24 protein-coding genes and 1 tRNA gene are annotated in these 20,144 nt (G+C 59.5%); 14 read left to right on the top strand and 11 right to left on the bottom strand.

Annotation, left to right across the window (positions count from 1 at the left end):
* Positions 1 to 47: 47 nt before the first annotated feature.
* The gene (locus AC2TAD_RS02200; RefSeq protein ID WP_480865715.1) at positions 48 to 1,076 is read right to left on the bottom strand and encodes a hypothetical protein; all 1,029 of its coding nucleotides are present in this window, start codon (positions 1,074 to 1,076) and stop codon (positions 48 to 50) included.
* A gap of 206 nt (positions 1,077 to 1,282) precedes the next feature.
* On the opposite strand from AC2TAD_RS02200, the gene AC2TAD_RS02205 reads away from it, so the two are divergent.
* The 3 genes from AC2TAD_RS02205 to AC2TAD_RS02215 all read left to right on the top strand — a co-directional run bounded on the left by AC2TAD_RS02205 (position 1,283) and on the right by AC2TAD_RS02215 (position 2,595).
* A complete protein-coding gene (locus AC2TAD_RS02205) occupies positions 1,283 to 2,038 on the top strand; it encodes a 3-hydroxyacyl-CoA dehydrogenase (RefSeq protein ID WP_480865716.1) in 756 nt (251 codons plus the stop codon).
* 27 nt (positions 2,039 to 2,065) lie between these two features.
* Positions 2,066 to 2,233 carry a maltose acetyltransferase domain-containing protein gene (locus AC2TAD_RS02210; RefSeq protein ID WP_480866635.1) on the top strand — a complete coding sequence of 56 codons (168 nt, stop codon included), beginning with the start codon at positions 2,066 to 2,068 and terminating at the stop codon, positions 2,231 to 2,233.
* A gap of 113 nt (positions 2,234 to 2,346) precedes the next feature.
* Positions 2,347 to 2,595: a DapH/DapD/GlmU-related protein gene (locus tag AC2TAD_RS02215; protein WP_480866636.1), complete on the top strand. Its 249-nt coding sequence runs from the start codon at positions 2,347 to 2,349 to the stop codon at positions 2,593 to 2,595.
* On the opposite strand, the gene AC2TAD_RS02220 is transcribed toward AC2TAD_RS02215, so the two are convergent.
* From AC2TAD_RS02220 to AC2TAD_RS02230, 3 genes are all read right to left on the bottom strand, one after another.
* Positions 2,592 to 4,400 carry an ABC-F family ATP-binding cassette domain-containing protein gene (locus tag AC2TAD_RS02220; protein ID WP_480865717.1) on the bottom strand — a complete coding sequence of 603 codons (1,809 nt, stop codon included), beginning with the start codon at positions 4,398 to 4,400 and terminating at the stop codon, positions 2,592 to 2,594. The genes AC2TAD_RS02215 and AC2TAD_RS02220 overlap by 4 nt on opposite strands.
* 41 nt (positions 4,401 to 4,441) lie before the next feature.
* Complete coding sequence (locus AC2TAD_RS02225; protein ID WP_480865718.1) at positions 4,442 to 5,176, bottom strand: GNAT family N-acetyltransferase; 735 nt, start codon at positions 5,174 to 5,176, stop codon at positions 4,442 to 4,444.
* A 98-nt stretch (positions 5,177 to 5,274) separates the two neighbouring features.
* Entirely contained in the window at positions 5,275 to 5,751 is a 477-nt protein-coding gene (locus AC2TAD_RS02230) for an outer membrane protein assembly factor BamE domain-containing protein (RefSeq protein WP_170354440.1), read from the bottom strand.
* An 85-nt stretch (positions 5,752 to 5,836) separates the two neighbouring features.
* Between AC2TAD_RS02230 and AC2TAD_RS02235 the strand changes: the two genes are divergently transcribed.
* The 8 genes from AC2TAD_RS02235 (at position 5,837) to AC2TAD_RS02270 (ending at position 11,215) form a co-directional block, all read left to right on the top strand.
* Positions 5,837 to 6,373 carry a YceD family protein gene (locus AC2TAD_RS02235; protein ID WP_480865719.1) on the top strand — a complete coding sequence of 179 codons (537 nt, stop codon included), beginning with the start codon at positions 5,837 to 5,839 and terminating at the stop codon, positions 6,371 to 6,373.
* Positions 6,374 to 6,579: 206 nt separating this feature from the next.
* On the top strand, positions 6,580 to 6,786 hold the full coding sequence (gene rpmF / locus AC2TAD_RS02240) for a 50S ribosomal protein L32 (RefSeq protein WP_037316137.1): 207 nt from the start codon (positions 6,580 to 6,582) through the stop codon (positions 6,784 to 6,786).
* 24 nt (positions 6,787 to 6,810) lie between these two features.
* A complete protein-coding gene (gene plsX / locus AC2TAD_RS02245) occupies positions 6,811 to 7,899 on the top strand; it encodes a phosphate acyltransferase PlsX (protein ID WP_170354442.1) in 1,089 nt (362 codons plus the stop codon).
* Between the two features lie 21 nt (positions 7,900 to 7,920).
* Positions 7,921 to 8,892: a beta-ketoacyl-ACP synthase III gene (locus tag AC2TAD_RS02250; protein WP_353390221.1), complete on the top strand. Its 972-nt coding sequence runs from the start codon at positions 7,921 to 7,923 to the stop codon at positions 8,890 to 8,892.
* 96 nt (positions 8,893 to 8,988) lie between these two features.
* Complete coding sequence (ihfA, locus tag AC2TAD_RS02255; RefSeq protein ID WP_008755922.1) at positions 8,989 to 9,291, top strand: integration host factor subunit alpha; 303 nt, start codon at positions 8,989 to 8,991, stop codon at positions 9,289 to 9,291.
* 18 nt (positions 9,292 to 9,309) lie between these two features.
* Complete coding sequence (locus AC2TAD_RS02260; protein WP_480865720.1) at positions 9,310 to 9,936, top strand: MerR family transcriptional regulator; 627 nt, start codon at positions 9,310 to 9,312, stop codon at positions 9,934 to 9,936.
* A gap of 61 nt (positions 9,937 to 9,997) precedes the next feature.
* Positions 9,998 to 10,074 (top strand) — tRNA-Pro (locus tag AC2TAD_RS02265).
* Between the two features lie 61 nt (positions 10,075 to 10,135).
* Positions 10,136 to 11,215 (top strand): 2'-deoxycytidine 5'-triphosphate deaminase, encoded by a 1,080-nt coding sequence (locus AC2TAD_RS02270; protein ID WP_480865721.1) that lies wholly within the window; start codon positions 10,136 to 10,138, stop codon positions 11,213 to 11,215.
* Here AC2TAD_RS02270 and AC2TAD_RS02275 read toward each other — a convergent pair.
* From AC2TAD_RS02275 to argS, 6 genes are all read right to left on the bottom strand, one after another.
* Entirely contained in the window at positions 11,212 to 11,451 is a 240-nt protein-coding gene (locus AC2TAD_RS02275; RefSeq protein WP_480865722.1) for a hypothetical protein, read from the bottom strand. The genes AC2TAD_RS02270 and AC2TAD_RS02275 overlap by 4 nt on opposite strands.
* 64 nt (positions 11,452 to 11,515) lie before the next feature.
* Entirely contained in the window at positions 11,516 to 12,166 is a 651-nt protein-coding gene (scpB, locus tag AC2TAD_RS02280; RefSeq protein ID WP_480865723.1) for an SMC-Scp complex subunit ScpB, read from the bottom strand.
* The gene (locus AC2TAD_RS02285) at positions 12,159 to 12,953 is read right to left on the bottom strand and encodes a segregation and condensation protein A (protein ID WP_480865724.1); all 795 of its coding nucleotides are present in this window, start codon (positions 12,951 to 12,953) and stop codon (positions 12,159 to 12,161) included. The genes scpB and AC2TAD_RS02285 overlap by 8 nt, the downstream gene beginning before the upstream one ends.
* Positions 12,943 to 13,950 (bottom strand): beta-N-acetylhexosaminidase, encoded by a 1,008-nt coding sequence (gene nagZ, locus AC2TAD_RS02290; protein ID WP_480865725.1) that lies wholly within the window; start codon positions 13,948 to 13,950, stop codon positions 12,943 to 12,945. Before nagZ ends, AC2TAD_RS02285 begins: the two co-directional genes overlap by 11 nt.
* Entirely contained in the window at positions 13,947 to 15,011 is a 1,065-nt protein-coding gene (locus tag AC2TAD_RS02295) for an SPOR domain-containing protein (RefSeq protein ID WP_480865726.1), read from the bottom strand. Before AC2TAD_RS02295 ends, nagZ begins: the two co-directional genes overlap by 4 nt.
* 88 nt (positions 15,012 to 15,099) lie before the next feature.
* Positions 15,100 to 16,845, bottom strand: coding sequence for an arginine--tRNA ligase (gene argS / locus AC2TAD_RS02300; RefSeq protein ID WP_480865727.1), 1,746 nt, complete (start codon positions 16,843 to 16,845; stop codon positions 15,100 to 15,102).
* Between the two features lie 133 nt (positions 16,846 to 16,978).
* On the opposite strand from argS, the gene AC2TAD_RS02305 reads away from it, so the two are divergent.
* Positions 16,979 to 17,530: a putative pterin-binding protein gene (locus AC2TAD_RS02305; RefSeq protein ID WP_480865728.1), complete on the top strand. Its 552-nt coding sequence runs from the start codon at positions 16,979 to 16,981 to the stop codon at positions 17,528 to 17,530.
* On the opposite strand, the gene AC2TAD_RS02310 is transcribed toward AC2TAD_RS02305, so the two are convergent.
* On the bottom strand, positions 17,512 to 18,684 hold the full coding sequence (locus AC2TAD_RS02310) for a deoxyguanosinetriphosphate triphosphohydrolase (RefSeq protein WP_480865729.1): 1,173 nt from the start codon (positions 18,682 to 18,684) through the stop codon (positions 17,512 to 17,514). The genes AC2TAD_RS02305 and AC2TAD_RS02310 overlap by 19 nt on opposite strands.
* Positions 18,685 to 18,760: 76 nt before the next feature.
* Between AC2TAD_RS02310 and AC2TAD_RS02315 the strand changes: the two genes are divergently transcribed.
* Together AC2TAD_RS02315 and xth are read left to right on the top strand one after the other, a co-directional pair.
* Positions 18,761 to 19,084 carry a HesB/IscA family protein gene (locus tag AC2TAD_RS02315; RefSeq protein ID WP_170354454.1) on the top strand — a complete coding sequence of 108 codons (324 nt, stop codon included), beginning with the start codon at positions 18,761 to 18,763 and terminating at the stop codon, positions 19,082 to 19,084.
* A 278-nt stretch (positions 19,085 to 19,362) separates the two neighbouring features.
* On the top strand, positions 19,363 to 20,142 hold the full coding sequence (gene xth, locus AC2TAD_RS02320) for an exodeoxyribonuclease III (protein ID WP_480865730.1): 780 nt from the start codon (positions 19,363 to 19,365) through the stop codon (positions 20,140 to 20,142).
* Positions 20,143 to 20,144: the final 2 nt, after the last annotated feature.

Raw genomic sequence — 20,144 nt, forward strand, 5'->3', positions numbered from 1 at the left:
ACGGCCACCTTGCAGGGTGGGCGTTGTCATTTCATATGCGGGTTAAGTTAACGGTTCCCACGGTTGCCATTGTTCCCACCGTTGCGATTGCCACCACCTCCATTGCCCGAGCCGCCGCCCTGACCATTGTTGCTGCCGCCATTACCGGTGCCGGGGCCGGAACCGCCAGTGTTGCCGCCGCCATTGCCGGGGTTACCGTTGTTTCCATTACCGTTACCGGGGCCACCATTGTTGCCTCCGTTCCCCTGACCGCCAGCGCCGTTACCGCCTCCGTTGTTTCCGCCATTTCCGTTGCCGCCGCCGCCGTTTCCAGAGCCGCCGCCCTGCCCATTGTTACCGCCGCCGTTGCCGGTGCCCGGACCAGAACCCCCGTTGTTGCCACCACCGTTTCCGGGGTTGCCACCATTGCCGTTGCCGTTACCAGGGCCTCCGTTGTTGCCGCCGTTGCCACCGCCGCCATTACCGGGGCCATCGCCGCCACCTCCGTTACCAGGGCCATCGCCACCGCCGCCGTTACCGGGGCCATCGCCACCGCCGCCATTACCGGGACCATCGCCGCCGCCGCCGTTACCGGGACCATCGCCGCCGCCGCCGTTACCGGGGCCGTCGCCACCGCCGCCATTACCGGGACCATCGCCACCGCCGCCATTACCGGGGCCATCACCGCCGCCGCCACCATTGCCGGGGCCATCGCCGCCGCCATCACCGGGGCCGCCGCCCCCTGCTCCGGGACCAGCATCCGCGAACTGTTCGCTGCTGCGGCTTTCTCCGTTCAAACCCGTTGCACCTATCGAAGCAGTCGGAAGATCGGTCAGCAAACCGGTCAGGCCCGGGCATTGTTCGCTGGTGACCCGCAGCGTGGTATCGAAATCCGCCTGTCGCTGCAGACGTTCCAGAAAGCTGGGTGTTACTTGCGCGCATTCGCACAGAGACGCGTAGTCTCCTCGTTTGGTCGCGTCGCGCGCCGTTTTCCAGTTACAGGTCTCTGTCGCAGCAGCGACCTCGCCTACATAAATTACTCCAGCCAACGGGACGACAAGCAGCCCGCAAGCACTACCTTTCAAAAATTTTCGCATCACAGCACCTCCAATCGCAAAACACTCAAATTCCCGAATTTCTTCAGTCACGAAGTGGCGACCGGGCGTGAAAGGCGGATTAACCGAATATGAGAATACCTTTAGGTTTTGCGCCCCAGACACAACAAACCCATGCTCGATCACTGGACACCGAGGGGGTTGCCAAGTTAATGAACACTTGTTCATATCACTCGGAGGAACCTGCAATGCAGCTATCGAACACCGCCGCCGTGATCACCGGAGGCGCCTCGGGACTGGGCGAAGCTACAGCACGCCATTTCGCGGATAAGGGCGCGCAGGTAACGATTCTGGACCGCGATGCCGACCGTGGCCCGCAGGTCGCAGCCGAGATCGGTGGCCATTTCACACCAACGGACGTCACCGACGAAGCATCTGTTTCCAAAGCAATGGCCTTCGCAGTTGAGCGGATGGGACGCATTACCGCAGCCGTGAACTGCGCCGGGATCGCTGTGGGCGTCAAGACAGTTGGACGAGAGGGCCCACATCCTCTGGACGCGTTTCAACGCACCATAGACATCAACTTAGTCGGCACATTCAACGTATCCCGCCTGGCGGCGGTCGAGATGGCCAAGAATGACCCCGAACCCGATGGCGCGCGTGGTGTGATCATCAATACCGCCTCAATCGCTGCGTTTGATGGACAAAAAGGCCAGGCCGCTTACGCGGCTTCGAAAGGCGGGGTCGTAGGCATGACCCTGCCCATGGCGCGCGATCTGGCGTCCTCGGGCATTCGTGTGATGGCAATTGCGCCGGGCATCTTCATGACCCCCATGCTGGCTGGGCTGCCTGAAGAGGTACAGCAACAGCTGGCCGCCGATGTGCCCAACCCTGCTCGTCTGGGCGATCCGCGCGAATACGGGCGACTCGTCGGGTTCATCGTGGAAATGGGCTATCTTAACGGAGAGGTCATCCGCATCGACGGTGCGCTCAGGATGCGGTAAGCCTGCCTCATGACCGAACGCGAGAAAATGGAGGCCGGGCAGTGGTATTGTTGTCTGGACCCGGAACTGAACGCCTTGCGCGATCAAGCCAGACGCGCGTTCATGCGCACAACACCAGCTCACCGGACCGGCGCACCGACATGGGGCCGGAACTCCGCACCCTCTTGGGTCATGTGGGCGCGGACTGTTTGCTAGAAGCACCGTTTCACTGTGCCTATGGGATGAACATTCATCTGGGTGACAGAGTTTATTTCAACGCCGGTTGCGTCGTTCTGGATACGGCCCCGGTCCGGATCGGCGACGATACGATGTTCGGGCCCCATGTACAGATTTATTGCGCCCAACATGCCAAAGATCCGGCAGACCGCGCGCAGGGGCTGGAGGTTGGTTTGCCTGTCACAATCGGCAAACACGTCTGGATCGGAGGCGGAGCAATCCTGTTGCCTGGTATCACCATCGGCGACAATGCCACCATCGGCGCGGGCAGCGTGGTCACAAAGGATGTCGCCGCCGGGCAGACCGTGGTTGGAAACCCAGCCCGCGCTCTGCCAGCCTAAGCGCCCTCGGCCTTTTCTTCCAGCATCAGCCATTCCTCTTCAGCAGCGGCGAGTTTTTCCTGCCGCTCGACCAAAGCCTCGGTTGCTTTCTGGAATTTCACCGGTTCGCGGGTGAACAGCTCGGGGTCGGACATGAGTTCCTCAAGCTTGCCGATCTCGGCCTCAAGCCGTTCCATTTCGGCAGGCAGCTTTTCAAGACGGTGTTTTTCCGAGAAGGAAAGCCCCGATTTCGGCTGTGCCTCCTGCTTGATCTTCGGCTTGTAAGACTTTGATTTCTCTTCCCTATTAGGCAGGAGATCGCCGCGCTGCGCGATGTAATCCGACCAACCGCCCGCATAGACCGTGGCGCGGCCATTGCCTTCCATGGCGATGGTCGTCGTAGCGACACGGTCCAGAAAATCGCGGTCGTGGCTGACCAGCAAAACGGTGCCGTCATAGTCGTCCAGCAGCTCTTGCAGCAGGTCCAGCGTTTCCACGTCCAGATCGTTGGTCGGTTCGTCCAACACCAGCAGGTTCGAGGTTTTGGCCATCAGCTTGGCCAGCAAAAGCCGCGCTTTCTCGCCCCCCGAAAGGGACTTAACCGCCGCCCGTGCCTGCCGTTCGTCGAACAGGAATTCCTTGAGGTAACCCACCACATGTTTGGGCTGTCCGCCCACCATGACTTGATCGGCCTTGCCCGAAACCCGCATTTCGGGATCCCCGGTCAGGCTGTCCCACAGGGTCATCTCGGGGTCCAATTGGGCACGGGTCTGGTCGAAGACCGCGACCTCAAGATTGGTGCCCAGCGTGATCGAGCCCTCATCCGGGGTTTCCTGACCCAGCAGCATTTTCAGTAGCGTCGTCTTGCCCACGCCGTTGGGGCCGACAAAGGCCACACGATCACCGCGCTGCACCAAAAGGTCAAAGTTCCGCACGATGGGTTTTGCATCAAATGCCTTGGCCAAGCCTTTGGCTTCGATTACTTTTCGCCCGGATTTCGGCCCCGCCTCAAGCGTCATCGCGGCCGAGCCCTGACGTTTGATCTGCGCCGATTTTTCGGCCCGCAACGCTTGCAAGGCACGCACCCGGCCCTGATTGCGTTTGCGGCGGGCGCTGATGCCTTCGACGGCCCATTTCGCCTCGGACTTGATCAGGCGGTTCAGCTTGTGGCGCTGTTGATCCTCTTCTTCCCAGATCTTGTCGCGCCATGCCTCGAACGCGTCGAACCCCTGTTCCTGCCGCCGCACCGCGCCTCGGTCGATCCACAGAGTCGCACGGGTCAAAGCACGCAAAAAGGCGCGGTCGTGCGAGATCAGCACATAAGCCGCACGGGTCGCGCCCAATTCGCGTTCAAGCCAGGCAATCGCCTCGATATCCAGATGGTTGGTCGGTTCGTCCAGCAGCATCAGGTCGGGCGCTTCGGCCATCAACTTGGCCAACGCCGCGCGGCGGCGCTCCCCGCCTGAGGCGGTTTCAACCGGGCGCGCTGGATCAAACTTCAACCCCTCGCCTGCGCGCTCGACTTTATACAGTTCGCCCGGCTCTAGCCCGCTGGAGGCATAGTCGCCCAGCGTGGCAAAGCCCTCCATGCCCGGGTCTTGCTCCATATAACCGACCGACTTGCCCGGAGGCACAACGATGTCGCCCTGATCCGGTTCGACCAGACCGGCCATCACTTTCATAAGGGTCGATTTGCCGGACCCGTTGCGCCCCACCAACGCCACACGGTCGCCGGGTTGAACCACCAGATCAAGCTCGGAAAACACCGGATCGCCCCCGAAGGTCAGGGAAATGCCGGACATCTGCAACAAAGGAATTCTCGCCATGCCCGCCAGCTAAACCGGCACGGCACAGGCGTCAACGATGATTACCCGGCCACTGTGCGCAGCAACCGTTTGCGCTCCGGCGGAATCGCCCCGATTTCAAGCCCGGTGAACACGTGCAGCGTGTTCATGTGCCGGTCCACCACCGCATGATCACTGACCCAGCCGCCCATCATCAGATAGGTGCGTAGCAAGGGCGGCATCCGCAGCATCGCCTTTTTCGCATCAGGCCGCCTCTGCAGACGCGCGGCAAAGCGGAACACGTCGGGCGCCTTGACCCGTGGCAGCCAGCGTTTCGGCGCCAGATGGCGGTGTTTGAGCATTGCGAACGCGTCCAGATACTTGTCTGTCTCGGTGCCAGCAAAAGATGAACAGCCAAATAGCATTTCGATGTTGTTCTGATCCACATAGGCCGTCATCGCCCCCCAGGCCATGCGTAGGATATCGGGATCAGTCCAATCGGGATGGATGCAGAACCGCCCCATTTCGATCATCCGCCCCTGAAAATCCTCAAGTGCGGACAAATCGTAAAACTGAGCGGAATAGCTGCGACCGACCTCGGCCCCATTTTCCATCGTGAACATGCGAAAGCAGCACACCAGGCGCCCGTCTGATCTGGTATCCTCGACCAGGACATGGGTACAGATCGGATCAAACGCGTCACTGTCGGTTTGATCCGTCGCAAAGGCCAGGGTGCGTAACCGCTGAGCCGCCCTCAGATCCTGTTCGTCTTGCGCCAGACGCGCGCGATATCGGCCTTTGCCAAGCAATAGAGCCATGGTCGCATCCTCCGCGGTTGCCGACCCGTTTCAACTTGTCGCGTGGGTATCACACTATGTGTGACCGTCTCATGACGACGGCAAGACAGAACCACGAATTAGTTGGTCGCGCCTGGAATGTTTGCCGGATTGAAGTTGCCGATATTACCCAAAAGCTGACGCAAAAAGCCCGTGCCTTCGATGCTCGACTCGGTGACACGCCGGTCAAGCTGCACGATAATACCGTCTTCCAGACCAAAGCGCTCGATATTTCGGACCACGCCCCGCTGGTCAAAGCTGATAGCAACCAACTGACGCTCGACCACCTCGGGTCGCTTGGGGCCGTAGTGGCGCACCTTCGAGCGCACATAGTAGAAACCCGAATCCCGCACTACACCAGAGGAGCTGGGAGCGCCAACCGCCTCGATCACGCTGTCGCGGGTATCGACGCCGACCTTTATCTCGGCCAGTTCCTCTGCCGGAGGGATATAGCCGTGATTCTCGAAAATCGGTGTACAAGCGCTAGCCACCGCCAGACAGGCCGTAAAGACAAGCGTTCTGGACGCCGGTTTCAACCTGTTCACAACCTTTAACATGCGCACCCTCTTGCCTTGGCCCCTTGCGGACCCTATCCGCTTACATCAAACCGCAGCCCCGGTTCAACACAGGAAAGGGTCACGAATGAGCAACCAGACATCTCTGCGGGTGGCCGACCTGCCCCAAAACACATCAACCCCGTTTGACCTGCGCCCTGACGCCAAAGAGCTTGCGGTTATCCGAGAAGATCTGGGCCTGCTGGGCCTGCGCAAGCTGAGCTTTGTTGGCGATGTCCGGGCTCAGGGTAACCGCGACTGGGTGCTGGCGGGCAAGCTGGGAGCGACAGTGATTCAACCCTGTGTGGTCACGCTCGAACCCGTTACGACCCGGATCGATATACCCGTCACGCGGGTCTATCTGGCCGACTGGACCGACCCCGACGAGGAAGAGTTCGAAATCCCCGAAGGCGACGAGTCGGAACCATTGGGTCCCGAGATCGACCCGGGCCTGGTAATGACCGAGGCCCTGTCGCTTGCCCTGCCCCAATATCCCCGCAAGGACGGTGCGGAACTGGAACAGGCCGACTATACGGAGCCGGGCAAACAGGCGATGACAGATGAAGATGCCAAACCCTTTGCCGGGCTTGCCAGTCTGCGCGATGCACTGAAAAAAGACGAGTGACACGGGACAGATTTCCTGTCATAGCACGCCCTCAGAAAAATCGCTTGAACATGTCGAGAATCGCAGTATTTTCGCGCGCTCATCGGAATTTGGGTTGGACATTGCGGGGCTCGTCCCCTAAACGCGCGTCAAACCACGTAAAAAACGAAGAATGAAACCCGGTCGGCAGCGAATCTGCGGACCCTCAGTAGACAAAGGTTGAGACCATGGCCGTCCAACAGAACAAAGTTTCCAAGTCGCGTCGCAACAACCGTCGCGCACACGACGCTCTGGTTGCTGCAAACCCGAACGAATGCGCAAACTGCGGCGAACTGAAGCGCCCGCACCACGTATGTGCGTCCTGCGGCCACTATGATGACCGCGAAGTCGTCGCGCAGGCCGACGAAATCGACCTGGACGAAGACGCGGCCTAAGCCTTTTAACGCGCAGGCCAAGGCATGACGGATCAGCCCTCGCAAGCCGGACGGATCACCATCTCGGTTGACGCTATGGGCGGAGATTCGGGACCCGCCGCTGTTGTGGCGGGCATTGCCAAATCGGCGGATAAGAACCCCGATATTGCGTTCATCCTGCACGGGCCTGAAGCCCCGCTTCGCAAGCTTGTTGCCAAACGGCGTGTCCTGAACGGGCGCGTCGTTTTTCGTGATTGCACCGACGTGGTCACCATGGAGGACAAGCCCAGTCAGGTTGTGCGCAACGGCAAGCAAACCTCGATGTGGTCGACGCTGGAATCAGTGCGTCAGGGCGAAGCGCATGGTGCAGTGTCCTGCGGCAACACCGGCGCGCTGATGGCGCTGTCGATGATACGGCTGCGCAAACTGCCGGGTGTGAACCGCCCGGCTATCGCGATTCTGTGGCCTTCGCGCAACCCGCAGGGGTTCAACGTGATGCTGGATGTGGGCGCCGATGTGCGCGCCGACGCGAAGGATCTGTTGCAATACGCGTTGATGGGCGCCTCATACGCGCGCAACGGCATGGCGCTAGAGCGTCCCCGGATCGGCCTGCTGAATGTGGGCACCGAAGAACACAAGGGCCGCGCTGAATTGAAAGAAGCGCACGCCATGATCTCGGAATTTGCGGAACAGGCCAGCTTTGATTTCGTGGGCTTTGTTGAAGGGAGCGACATCCCCGGTGACAAGGCGGATGTCATTGTAACCGACGGGTTTACCGGCAATGTCGCAATCAAGACCGGCGAAGGCACGGCCAGCTTGATCGGGGACCTTCTGCGTCAGGCATTCAAGTACTCGCCCTTGTCCCGGCTGGCGTCGGTTCTGGCCATCACCTCGCTGAACCGGTTGAAGAAACGTATCGACCCGCGCCGTGTGAATGGCGGGGTTTTCCTGGGTCTCAACGGCACGGTCGTGAAATCTCATGGCGGTGCAGATGCCACCGGAGTTTCAGCCGCCGTGAAACTGGCCTTTACCCTGGCGCAATCCGGGTTCTCTGAAAAATTGGCGGCACGGGTTGCATCGACGGTCGAGCTTGCACAAGATGCCGCCCACGCACCGTCCAAGGCGGGCGAATAACAAAAAAGGCAGTACCCCAACATGGCAGGCCGTTCAGTTGTTGTAGGTGTCGGACATTATTTGCCAGAGCGCATCGTTCCGAATTCCGAGTTTGAAAAGTCGCTTGATACATCTGATGAGTGGATCAAAACCCGCTCGGGTATCGAACGCCGCCATTTCGCAGCCGAAGGTGAAACCACCTCGGACATGGCGACCAAGGCAGCCGAAGCCGCACTTGCGGATGCCGGACTGACAGCGGATGACATCGACGCCATCGTGCTGGCAACTTCGACGGCGGACCTGACCTTTCCCTCAGCAGCCACCATGGTGCAATCACGGTTGGGTATGACCAAAGGTTTTGCCTTTGACGTCCAGGCCGTTTGTGCGGGATTCGTCTACGCTCTGACCAATGCCAACGCTCTGATCTTGTCGGATCAGGCCAAGCGGGTTCTGGTGATCGGGGCCGAGACTTTTTCCCGAATCATGGATTGGACGGACCGTTCCACCTGTGTGTTGTTCGGTGATGGCGCTGGTGCCTTGATTCTTGAACGCCAGGAAGGGGTTGGTACAGCCGAGGATCGCGGTATCCTTGCTACTGACCTGAATTCCGACGGCCGCTACAAAGACCTGCTTTACGTAGACGGAGGCGTCTCGACCCAGACCACTGGTTTTCTTCGTATGAAGGGCAACCAACTCTTCCGCCAAGCGGTGGAACGTCTGACCGCCACTGCCGAAACTTGCTTGGAAAAAGTTGGCCTTGGACATGAGGATGTGGACTGGATCGTTCCCCATCAGGCGAATATTCGTATCATTCAGGGCACCGCCAAGAAGCTAGGCGTGCCCATGGATCACGTTGTCGTGACGCTTCAGGACCACGGCAATACGTCTGCTGCATCGATTCCCTTGGCTATGTCCGTCGCCAAGCAACGCGGGCAGTTCAAACCCGGCGATTTGCTAGTGACAGAGGCAATCGGGGGTGGATTGGCGTGGGGTTCTGTCCTCCTGCGGTGGTAACAGGCGCAAAACGGCTTACACACAGCCGTGCAATTCATTGATATTGACAGTGAATTTGCCCTGACCCTATGCTTTACCATCAACAGGGGAATTGGCATGGGCGACAAAACACTGACCCGAATGGATCTGAGCGAGGCCGTCTTTCGTGAGGTGGGCCTCTCACGCAATGAAAGCGCGCAACTGGTCGAAAGCGTTCTGAACCATATGTCCGACGCGCTTGTGCGCGGCGAACAGGTCAAGATTTCATCCTTCGGGACTTTCAGCGTTCGGGACAAAACTGCCCGCATCGGCCGCAACCCCAAAACCGGGGAAGAGGTTCCTATTCAGCCGCGTCGCGTGCTGACTTTTCGCCCGTCGCACCTGATGAAGGATCGCGTCGCAGCTGGGAACCGCAAGTAACATCAGGACAGCGACACCATGAGCAAGTCACCCGACGCCTTTCGCACGATCAGTGAAGTTGCGGACTGGCTGGGTGTTCAGGCCCATGTTCTGCGATTTTGGGAAAGCCGTTTCACACAGGTGAAACCGGTCAAACGCGCGGGTGGCAGGCGGTATTATCGACCCAATGACATGCGCCTGCTTGGAGGTATCAAAAAGCTGCTGCACGAAGATGGGATCACCATCAAAGGCGTGCAGCGCATTCTACGTGAGCAAGGCGTGGCTTATGTGGCTTCGCTGTCGCAGGGGCTTGATGAAACGGCCGAACCCGAAACCAAGGCAAACGACGCGGTCGTGGTTCCATTTACTGCAAAACCTGAGCCCAGCCAGCAGATCACTCTGGACTTGGGAGATAGCAGCACGACCCCCGGTGCGCCTAAGGAAAGCCCTGCTGCAAAACCCACTCCGGCCACGCCACAAGACACATCTATGCCGCGTGAAGCGGTTGCACCTGTCCATGTCGAACGGTCTCCGGCGATTTCCGGAATTGCAGCCCGTGCCTGGGCAAGAACCGATTTCGACGACGATCTTTTGCGCCGGATTGCACCCGTCGCAAAGGAATTGCGCGCTGTTCTGAACAGAATTGAAAACCGATCCGCGGGATAAGAAAAAAGGCGATGATTTCCTCTTGCCCCCGCCGGGAAAGTCTTTATGAACACCTCAACGTCGGGCTATGGCGCAGCCTGGTAGCGCGTCCGTCTGGGGGACGGAAGGTCGCAGGTTCGAGTCCTGCTAGCCCGACCAAATCACACCGACGTTTATGGCAGACAGGCCAGATCCCGCTCTGGCATCAGGGGGGATCGAGATGACAGGTGTATGCCCAAACCAGCAAATCGAAGGCATGATCGCACGCGGTGAGATCACTGCAAACCCGGCGGTTATCGACGCGCAGGTACAACCGGCCAGTCTGGATTTGCGTCTTGGAACAGTCGCTTACCGCGTGCGTGCCTCGTTCCTGGCCGGCGAAGGGCGATCCGTCGCCGACCGTCTGACCGAGTTTGAGATGCACCGCATCGACATCACCGACGGCGCTGTTCTGGAAAAGGGATGTGTCTATCTGGTGCCGCTGATGGAATCGCTGGCCCTGCCTGACAGCGTGACCGCTGTGGCCAACGCCAAGAGCTCGACCGGGCGCCTGGATCTGCTGACACGTACAATCACAGATGGAGGGGCCGAATTTGACCGTGTGCCCGCTGGCTACCGCGGCCCGCTCTATGCCGAAATTTGCCCCCGCTCCTTCTCGGTTCTAGTGCGACCTGGCATGCGTTTGAACCAAATAAGATTCCGTCAGGCACAAGCCGTGTTGAGCGACGCAGAACTGAGCGCGCTGCACAATAAGTCCCCGCTGGTCGATGGACCTGCGGTCATTCAGGATGGGCTTGGCTTTTCAGTTGACCTGCGCCTGCCTGACACTGATCTGGTGGGCTACCGTGCCAAGCCCCATACGGGCGTGATCGATCTGGACCGGATTGGTGAATACGACCCGCAGGAATATTGGGAAGAAGTGCGCACCACCGAGGGGCGTATCATCCTTGATCCCGGCGCTTTCTATATCCTGGTCAGCCGCGAGGCTGTTCATATCCCACCAATGTATGCCGCCGAAATGGCCCCTTATCTCGCTATGGTTGGTGAATTCCGGGTGCACTATGCCGGCTTCTTCGACCCTGGTTTTGGTCATGCTGCAGCTGGGGGTGCAGGGTCGCGCGGCGTATTGGAGGTGCGCTGCCATGAGGCCCCATTCGTGCTAGAGCATGGGCAGGTCGTAGGACGGCTCGTCTACGAGAAAATGGCTGAAATGCCCACACAGCTCTATGGGGCGGGCATCGCGTCAAACTATCAGGGACAGGGCTTGAAACTGTCCAAGCACTTTAAAGCTGTTTCTTAAAACTTCATGAACCGCCGCATCTGACGGGTCATCCGCTGCATCTGTTTCATGTTTTGCGCCTGACGGTCGCCGTTCTGTTTCATATGCTGGGCAGCTTGAGGATCATTGGCAGAAGGCCGTCCTTGCTGCGGCTTTCCAACTCGGCCCGCCAAGTCGAACCCTTTATCGACGCCTTTTGTCACAAGCCGACGCATGACTTGACGCACAATCATATCGATAATTCGATTGGCATTCATTGCTTAACTCCGTTTCCTGCGCCTCAACATAGGTGATTCTTGCGTCAACAAAAGGGCCGCGCGATCACTCTTCCTCGAACAGTTCGGTCTGCTCGTCGTCATCTTCATCCTCGCGCCCTTCGCCCATTGGGATCGTTCCCGGAGGCGGCCGGTTTTCCAGCAGCCCGGCGGCGCGCAATTCTTGCAGCCCCGGAAGGTCGCGCGCGTTTTCCAGCCCGAAATGATCCAGAAACTGCGGCGTTACCACGAAGGTCACCGGGCGGCCTGGAGTCATCCGTCGGCGGCCCAGCCTGATCCACTCCATTTCCAGCAACTGGTCGATAGTCCCACGCGAGACGGACACGCCACGGATTTCCTCGATCTCGGCCCGCGTGCAGGGCTGGTGATAGGCCACGATGGCCAGCGTTTCGATCGCGGCACGGCTGAGTTTGCGGGTCTCAACCGTTTCCTTCTGCATCAGAAAACCCAGATCGGGGGCGGTCCGGATGGCCCAGGCTTCGCCCACGCGCACCACGCGCACGCCGCGGCCTTCGTATCGTTTGCGCAACAGATCAACCGCTTGCGCTGCATCGCTGCCATGAGGCATCCGGGCCTCAAGATCGCCGATCGTCACCGGTTCGGCGCTGGCGAACAGCACGGCTTCGACCATGCGCTCCTGTTCGGACAAGGGGGGTGCTTCGAACAGTGTGCCGGTTTCCTCAGAGGTTTCAGTCACGTGTTTCGGCCCTCTTGCGCAGATGGATCGGAGCAAACGTCTCGCTCTGTTTGATTTCCATATGTCCCTCTTTCACCAGCTCCAACGAGGCCGCGAATGTCGCCGCCGTGGCCGAGCGCCGCCGCACCGGATCGGCGTCCCAGCCATCGGGCAGATAGGTTTCCATATCCGTCCACGCGCCCGCAAACCCGATCAGAGGGCGCATCCGTTCCAGCGCCTGTTCCATGGTAAAGACGGCATCGCGGTCCATGACAAAGGGTCGGAATTCGTCGCGGGTACGAATACGGGCATAGCCCTGCATCAGGTCAAGCAGCGTGGCCGAATAGGTCACTGTACGGATGCGGGTGATATCCTCGCCCTGCCCGCGTTTGAAGAAATCGCGCCCCAGCTGGTCGCGCGCCATCAGACGGGCAGCAGCATCGCGCATGGCCTGCAGACGTTCCAGTTGGAAGGCCAGGTGCGCGGCCAATTCCTCGCCCGACGGTCCTTCGTCATCGGGATCGGGCGGAAGCAGCAGGCGGGATTTTAGAAAGGCGAGCCACGCGGCCATCACCAGATAATCAGCCGCCAGTTCGATCCGCAGCGCACGGGCCTTTTCCACGAAGGTCAGATATTGCTGCGCCAGCGCCAGAACCGAGATTTTCCGAAGGTCAACCTTTTGCGTCCGCGACAGGGTCAACAGCACGTCCAGCGGGCCTTCGAACCCGTCAACGTCAACAATCAACGCCTCGGCGGCAAGCCGATCCGCGACCGAGACCGGGTCTTCGCTGAAAAGGTTATCGTTCATATACCTGCCCGCCCATTAGGGCAGATAGTTCCGCCTCGGCGGCTTCGATGTCAAGTTCCACGGGCTTTTGCCGCATCGACAGTGCCTTTTCGGCGCGTTTTTGCGCTTGCGGGGTCATCTCTCCAGCAGCCTCCAGCACTTTAGCGCGGGCCTCATACGAGCCGTTGCAATGCAAGACCACGTCGCAGCCCGCAACCAACGCATGCTGGGCTATCTCTTCGGGCGCACCGCTCAGGGCTTTCATCGAGATATCGTCGGTCATAATCAGCCCATCGAACCCGATCTTATCTCGGATCAGGCCTATCATCGTAGGTGAAATCGTCGCCGGTTGCGGGTCGATCCGGTCATAGACCAGATGCGCGGTCATCCCCATGGGAAGATCGTTCAAAGCGCGAAACGGTGCGAAATCAGCCCCTTCCAGCGCTTCTTGTGTCAGGTCCACATGCGGCAGGTCATGGTGGCTGTCCAGCGTTGACAACCCGTGGCCGGGCATATGCTTGATAACGGGAAGAACACCGCCCTCAAGATGTCCCTTCGCGACGGCGCGCCCAATCTTGGAAACCTGTTTAGGGTCAGACCCATAGCAGCGCTTCTTTAGAAAAACGTGCGTATCTGCGCGCGCCAGATCCACCATGGGGGCACAGTTACTGTCGATGCCCAGCTCGAACAATTCCCGCGCGATCAGCCGATAGCGCAGATACATCGCGCGTTCGGCGCGATCCCCGGCGCGTTCGGCGTGATCCAGCGGCGGCAGCCACTCGCGCGCTATGGGCGCGCGCAGGCGCTGCACGCGCCCGCCTTCCTGATCAATGGTAATTGGGCAATTGCGACCTACCGCCTCGCGGAACTCATCACACAGAGCGCGGACTTGATCCTCGGTCTCGATATTGCGGGCAAACAGAATGAACCCAAACGGGTTCATTTCTCGAAACAGTTTCTTTTCCTGAGGCGTCAGGCGCAGCCCCTCGGCATCGGTAATTGCGGCGCAGAATGTCACCGAGCGGCCACCGGGATACAGTCAGCGCCTTGCCCTTGCAGCGCGGCACAGAACCGGCGTGAATCGCTCAGGTCATCAAAGCCCAGAACCCGCAGGCGATAGAACGTCCGGCCACCGCTTGAGGTTTTTTGGATAACACGTTGTTTTCCATACATATACTCACCGAAACGCCCATTCAGACGATTCCATTCGGCCCGTGCGACATCAGGGCTTTCATACGCGCCCAATTGGGCCATGCGGGTACCTTTGGACAGCGCGTTCGGATCGACATCCAGCCCCACGGCCGCCTTGACTGCCGCGTTGATGGCATCTTCGGTCTTGCTGGATGCGGTAATGCCACTGGCAGTCGTTCGTGCGGGCCGCGTGGTCGGACGCAATGAGCGCCGGACGCCTGGCAGGGCTGCAATCGCAGGGTCAGGCAGTTGCGCGGCCAGGTCGGCAGGATCAATCGCGGGCTCATCATCCAACGGAGTCAACGAGGCCAGCTGAACACCTTCGTCTGTTACGGTGTCAGGCGTTTCGGCCTCACCCGCCAATTCGGCAACCAACGCATCAACCGCGCCTTGACGCAGTTGAGCCGCCTCCTGGTTCGAGATTTCCTCTTCAACCACATGCACCGCAGGGGTTGCACGCAGCGGTTCAACCGGCGTGTCCTCATCCGTCAGCGAAACCGGGCGCGGAGCAAGGATCAGACGATCTGCCGGAGGCGCAGCCGTCCCGACCGCAGCGACAGTATTTACTGCAAGGCCCTGATGATCAGCGGGGGTTCCACCGGGGTTTTCTGGCTGAATACGCATCGGGCCTTCGACAGCACGTACCACCGGAACGCCACTGACATCACGCATCACAAGCTTGTAGCCCCAGACACCGATCCCCGCGACCAAGGCCAGGGATGCAACCGCGCCCAGCGCATTCACGATACGACCTAAACCGGCGGCACGGGGCGCATCTTCGTATCCGTGCATCTCATCGGAATAGTCGTACCCACCCTGAGGATGCGGTTGATTCGTGTAATGCATTTGCTCGGGACGCATTTGCCCCGAGTAATCGTAGTTCGCCATGTCCGCCTCACCGCCCGTTTCGCGCCGGGAAATAAGGCGCGCGGGTCATTTCTTGCCTACCTCGTACCGGCGCGTCGGGCGGTGTTTGTTACCGCATCTCCTGCGCCGGGGTAACGCCAAGAATACCCAAGCCCGCTGAAATCACAACAGAAACGGCACGAGCCAATGCGATTTTTGACTGGCTTGTGGCAACATCGCCATCCTGGATGAACCGCAGCTGGGTTTCGTCGTTGCCCTTGTTCCACAGCGCATGGAAGTCGCCGGCCAGTTCATAGAGGTAGAACGCAACGCGGTGCGGCTCGTTCGTGCGGGCGGCGATTTCCACCAGTCGCGGCCATTCAGCCAGCTTTTTGGCGACTGTCAGCTCGGATGCGTGATCGTTCTTACTCAGATCGGCCCCTTTGAGGGTCGCATCATCTGCGGCAATCCCGGCCTCAGCCGCGCGGCGCAGCACGCTCATGACGCGGGCATGGGCGTATTGCACGTAGAACACGGGGTTCTCGCGGCTCTGCTCCAGCACCTTGTCAAAATCGAAATCCAGCGGCGCGTCATTCTTGCGGGTTAGCATCACAAAGCGGGTCACATCCGGCCCCACCTGATCTACCACATCGCGCAGAGTGACAAAGTTCCCTGCCCGTTTGGACATCTTGAACGGCTCGCCATTCTTCCACAGCTTTACCAACTGGGTCAGCTTGATATCCAGCGGCACCTTACCGTCAGACAGAGCCGACACAGCCGCCTTCATCCGTTTGACATAGCCGCCGTGGTCGGCACCAAACACGTCGATCAGCGCGTCAAAGCCACGGCTGACTTTGTCATAGTGATAGGCGATATCGGGCGCGAAATAGGTCCACGCGCCGTCTGATTTCTTGACCGGACGGTCCACGTCATCGCCATGTTCGGTCGATTTGAACAGGGTCTGCTCGCGCGGCTCCCAATCCTCGGGCTTTTTACCCTTGGGCGGCTCCAGCACACCTTCATAGATCAGACCCTTCTCGGTCAGCGACTGCAGCGCAGCCTCGATCCGGCCTGTACCGTAGAGGGACTTCTCAGAAAAGAACACATCCATCTCGACGCCCAGCGCCTTAAGATCGGCGCGGATCAGGTCCATCATCGCGTCGGTAGCAAAGTTGCGCAGGTCTTCCAGCCATTCGCTTTCAGGCTTGTCGATCAGGCTGTCGCCGTATTTCTCTTTCAGAGCCTCACCGATCGGGATCAGATAGTCACCGGGATAAAGGCCTTCGGCAATCTCGGGGCTGAGGCCATTGGCCTCGCGATACCGCTCATAGGCCGAACGCGCCAGTACATCCACCTGCGCGCCGCCGTCGTTGATGTAATACTCACGCGTCACATCATGGCCGGAATAGGCCAGCAGGCTTGCCAATGCGTCCCCGAAGACCGCGCCCCGAGTATGCCCAACATGCAGCGGGCCTGTGGGGTTGGCCGAGACATATTCGACGTTCACCTTCTGCCCGTGCCCCATGGTCGAGCAGCCATAATCGGTGCCATGTTCCAGCACGGCGGTCAGCACACCCTGCCAGACCGACGGCGCCAGCCGCAGGTTCAAAAACCCCGGCCCTGCCACCTCGGCGCTGGTGATCCGTTCATCAGCGGCCAGCTTACCAGCCAGCACATCGGCAATGTCGCGCGGCTTCATCTTGGCTGGTTTTGCCAATACCATCGCCGCGTTGGTCGCCATATCGCCATGTGCCGCGTCGCGCGGAGGCTCAACCGCCACGTTGTCAAAGCTCAGCCCCTCGGGCAGAGCACCTTCGGACTGCATCTGCGCCAGCGCGTCCAGTACAAGGGCGCGGATCTCGGAAAACAGGTTCATTTCGAATGTCCTTTTGCTTGCCCGGCGGTTTATCACGCAGCGCGGTAAGGTCAATGGATGCCTAAAGTTTGACCTTGGTTTGGGCGCAATCCCCGCTACAGTCTGCCCGAACTGCGAAATTCGGAGACCATTGATGCGCCTCGCCCTACCCCTCAGCCTGCTTCTGTCCACCGCCCTGCCCGTTCTGGCCGAGATGCCCGCACCGCAAGGACATGTGCTGGTGACATTGGGTGGCGCTGTCAGCGAAACCAACCTGCCCGCGCGGGGCGAGAATGATGGCGGGCTGCTTGGGTTTCTCGAAGTGACTCATGACGGGGCAGCAGGGTTTGACGCCGCCCTTCTGGACAGCCTGCCTCAGGTTCAGATCACCATCCCCTACGGCCCGCCCGATCATCAGCGCGACTACACGTTCAGTGGCCCGCTGCTGTCGGACGTCATGATCCTTGCGGGGGCCGAAGGAAAAACCGCACGCCCCATGGCAATGGACGGGTATCAGGCGGAAATTCCGTGGGACAGCATTTCGACGTACAAACCCATACTGGCCACCCATGCCGACGGTGCGCCGATGGGGGTCGGAGGCTATGGCCCCACCATGATCGTGTTCCCGCCAACCGACGATGCAGACGCAGCCGACGCTCAAGCCAGCCAACAGGTCTGGGCGCTGGCCTATATCGGGATCGAGTGACCCGCCGGCGCGGGTCGTCCCGTCAACCGTACATGATCCTGTATCGCAAACCGGTCCGTCATACCGGCGATATAGTCTGACACGATCCGGGCAAGTGCGGTTTCATTCCCTGCCGCCTCAATATCAGCGTGCCAGCGGGCCGGCATTTGACGGGGGTCCCCGAGATAAATCGGGAACAACTCTTCGACGATCTTGCTAACTTCGGCCCGCACCTCCATCACCGAGGGCGCGCGATACATCCGGGTGAACAGAAAGGCGCGGATGTCCTGCAACTGCGACCACAATTGCCCCGAGAACTGGATCACCGGGCGGCCCAAATGGCGGATATCTTCCACCGATTGCGCTCCGGATTCGGCAATCAACGCGGCAGATGTATCGATCACATCCGAGACCATGACCCCAAAGACGCGCCGCAGAGCTTCATGCCTGCGCCGATACGGATCAAGATTTGGATAGGCGCGATCAACCTCGGCATAGCATGCACCCACAATCGGCAGGGCTTGAATTTCATCATCACTGAACAAATCCGCCCGCAGCCCGTCCAGCAAATCGTGATTGTTATAGGCAATGTCGTCGGATAGAGCCGCAACCTGCGCCTCGGCGCTGGCATGAGTGTGCAGCTCCAGATCAAACGCGCCGTTGCACTCGGCCAGCGCCCAGGGCAATTCACCAACCACCGGACCGTTGTGCTTGGCAATGCCTTCCAGACACTCCCAAGTCAGGTTGCAACCGTCGAATTCGGCATAATGGCGTTCCAGCTTGGTGACAATCCGAATGGCCTGAGCGTTGTGATCAAACCCGCCATATGGCCGCATCAGCGTGTGCAATGCGTTTTCGCCCGTATGACCAAAAGGCGTGTGACCCAAATCATGCGCCAGAGCCACGGCCTCGGTCAGTTCGGGGTTCAGGCCCAAGGCCCCGGCTATAGTCCGCGCAACTTGCGCCACTTCGATTGAATGGGTCAGACGGGTGCGGTAGCTGTCCCCTTCATGTTCGACAAACACTTGTGTCTTGTGTTTGAGCCGCCTAAACGCGCTGGCATGAATGATCCTGTCACGGTCGCGCTGAAAGCATGACCGGAAACTGCTTTCGTCCTCCGGCACCAACCGCCCTCTTGCGCGGCCGGGATCCGAGGCAAAACCCGCTCTGTCCAAAGGTCTTGTCCTTGTCGCCTGTCCTTTGGTTACATATATTGTAGCGGAACAAGGAAATAAACCTTTGGAGTCCGGCATGAATCTGCCTCCCACAGTCACCGAACGCGCCTTTGACCGTCTTGCCGAAATCGGCGCTGCGGATCAAGGGCAGGCTTTACGCGTCGCGGTCGAAGGCGGTGGATGTTCAGGGTTTCAATATGAAATTGCACTGGATCAGCCAAAAGACGATGATCTTGTGTTGGAAGGCAAAGGCCAAAAGGTCATCGTGGACTCGGTTTCCCTACCCTTTCTGGAAAACGCGGTCATCGACTTTACTCAGGAACTGATCGGTGCGCGGTTTGTCATCGATAATCCCAACGCCACATCGTCCTGTGGCTGCGGCACGTCGTTTTCGATGTAACGTAGGTGGGGGCTTTGCCCCCACACCCCCAAGGTATTTTCAGCCAGATGAAGAGGGATCCGCTCTCCGACCCTACCGCCGGAGAGCTTCACCTGGCGCGGTCATCGGCGCCTCCGCCTGTACCGCCTCCCATAGATCGCAAAAGTTGGTTAACAATCCGTTTCTTCATCTGGCCAAAAATATCTCGGAGCGCGAGGCAGAGCCTCGCATCCTTCACCGCCACTTGCCGCTGGGTTCATTCTGCGCGATAGGTTGCCAACAGCTTTGGAGGGCCGCGCATGAAAATCGCCACGTTCAACATCAATGGGATCAAAGCGCGGGCCGAGGCCCTGCCCCGGTGGCTGGACGAGGCACAACCGGACATCGCTCTGCTGCAGGAAATTAAGTCCGTCGACGAGAACTTCCCTCGCGAAATCTTCGAAGAACGCGGATACAATGTCGAAACGCATGGTCAGAAGAGCTTTAACGGTGTCGCAATCCTCTCGAAGCTACCATTGGAGGATGTAACGCGCGGCTTGCCCGGTGACGACGAGGATGAACAAGCCCGTTGGATCGAAGCGACTGTTGTCGGCAAGCAGGCGATCCGGATTTGTGGCCTTTATCTACCGAACGGAAATCCCGCGCCCGGGCCAAAATACAACTACAAACTGGCGTGGATGGAGCGTCTGTATGATCGCGCCCGTGACCTGCTGGCAACCGAAGAGCCTGCGTTGATGGCGGGCGACTACAACATCATTCCGCAAGCGGAAGATGCAAAACGCCCCGATGCATGGCGCGAGGACGCCTTGTTCCGACCCGAAAGCCGGGCCGCCTTCCGCAAAATCCTGAACCTAGGGTTCACCGAGGCGTTCCGTGCCCGAGTACAAGGTGCTGGCCACTATTCCTTCTGGGACTATCAGGCCGGAGCGTGGAACAAGGATGACGGCATTCGCATCGACCATTTTCTACTAACCCCTCAGGCCACAGATCTGATGCGAGACTGTCAAATCGACAAGGAGGTGCGTGGGCACGAAAAACCCTCGGATCACGTGCCAGTCTGGGTTGATTTGGACATCTGAGA

This window comes from Ruegeria sp. HKCCD7628 (assembly GCF_057221005.1).

Excerpts from the sequence above, each read along its gene's own strand:
- AC2TAD_RS02260 (WP_480865720.1), top strand. The coding sequence starts at position 9,310 with ATGAGCAAGTCACCCGACGCCTTTCGCACGATCAGTGAAGTTGCGGAC.
- AC2TAD_RS02285 (WP_480865724.1), bottom strand. The coding sequence starts at position 12,953 with ATGAACGATAACCTTTTCAGCGAAGACCCGGTCTCGGTCGCGGATCGG.
- AC2TAD_RS02200 (WP_480865715.1), bottom strand. The coding sequence starts at position 1,076 with ATGCGAAAATTTTTGAAAGGTAGTGCTTGCGGGCTGCTTGTCGTCCCG.
- ihfA (WP_008755922.1), top strand. The coding sequence starts at position 8,989 with ATGGGCGACAAAACACTGACCCGAATGGATCTGAGCGAGGCCGTCTTT.
- AC2TAD_RS02275 (WP_480865722.1), bottom strand. The coding sequence starts at position 11,451 with ATGAATGCCAATCGAATTATCGATATGATTGTGCGTCAAGTCATGCGT.
- AC2TAD_RS02235 (WP_480865719.1), top strand. The coding sequence starts at position 5,837 with ATGAGCAACCAGACATCTCTGCGGGTGGCCGACCTGCCCCAAAACACA.
- AC2TAD_RS02250 (WP_353390221.1), top strand. The coding sequence starts at position 7,921 with ATGGCAGGCCGTTCAGTTGTTGTAGGTGTCGGACATTATTTGCCAGAG.
- AC2TAD_RS02305 (WP_480865728.1), top strand. The coding sequence starts at position 16,979 with ATGCGCCTCGCCCTACCCCTCAGCCTGCTTCTGTCCACCGCCCTGCCC.
- argS (WP_480865727.1), bottom strand. The coding sequence starts at position 16,845 with ATGAACCTGTTTTCCGAGATCCGCGCCCTTGTACTGGACGCGCTGGCG.
- AC2TAD_RS02205 (WP_480865716.1), top strand. The coding sequence starts at position 1,283 with ATGCAGCTATCGAACACCGCCGCCGTGATCACCGGAGGCGCCTCGGGA.
- plsX (WP_170354442.1), top strand. The coding sequence starts at position 6,811 with ATGACGGATCAGCCCTCGCAAGCCGGACGGATCACCATCTCGGTTGAC.
- AC2TAD_RS02225 (WP_480865718.1), bottom strand. The coding sequence starts at position 5,176 with ATGGCTCTATTGCTTGGCAAAGGCCGATATCGCGCGCGTCTGGCGCAA.
- AC2TAD_RS02220 (WP_480865717.1), bottom strand. The coding sequence starts at position 4,400 with ATGGCGAGAATTCCTTTGTTGCAGATGTCCGGCATTTCCCTGACCTTC.
- AC2TAD_RS02295 (WP_480865726.1), bottom strand. The coding sequence starts at position 15,011 with ATGGCGAACTACGATTACTCGGGGCAAATGCGTCCCGAGCAAATGCAT.
- rpmF (WP_037316137.1), top strand. The coding sequence starts at position 6,580 with ATGGCCGTCCAACAGAACAAAGTTTCCAAGTCGCGTCGCAACAACCGT.
- AC2TAD_RS02315 (WP_170354454.1), top strand. The coding sequence starts at position 18,761 with ATGAATCTGCCTCCCACAGTCACCGAACGCGCCTTTGACCGTCTTGCC.
- xth (WP_480865730.1), top strand. The coding sequence starts at position 19,363 with ATGAAAATCGCCACGTTCAACATCAATGGGATCAAAGCGCGGGCCGAG.
- AC2TAD_RS02210 (WP_480866635.1), top strand. The coding sequence starts at position 2,066 with ATGGAGGCCGGGCAGTGGTATTGTTGTCTGGACCCGGAACTGAACGCC.
- AC2TAD_RS02230 (WP_170354440.1), bottom strand. The coding sequence starts at position 5,751 with ATGTTAAAGGTTGTGAACAGGTTGAAACCGGCGTCCAGAACGCTTGTC.
- AC2TAD_RS02215 (WP_480866636.1), top strand. The coding sequence starts at position 2,347 with ATGTTCGGGCCCCATGTACAGATTTATTGCGCCCAACATGCCAAAGAT.
- AC2TAD_RS02270 (WP_480865721.1), top strand. The coding sequence starts at position 10,136 with ATGACAGGTGTATGCCCAAACCAGCAAATCGAAGGCATGATCGCACGC.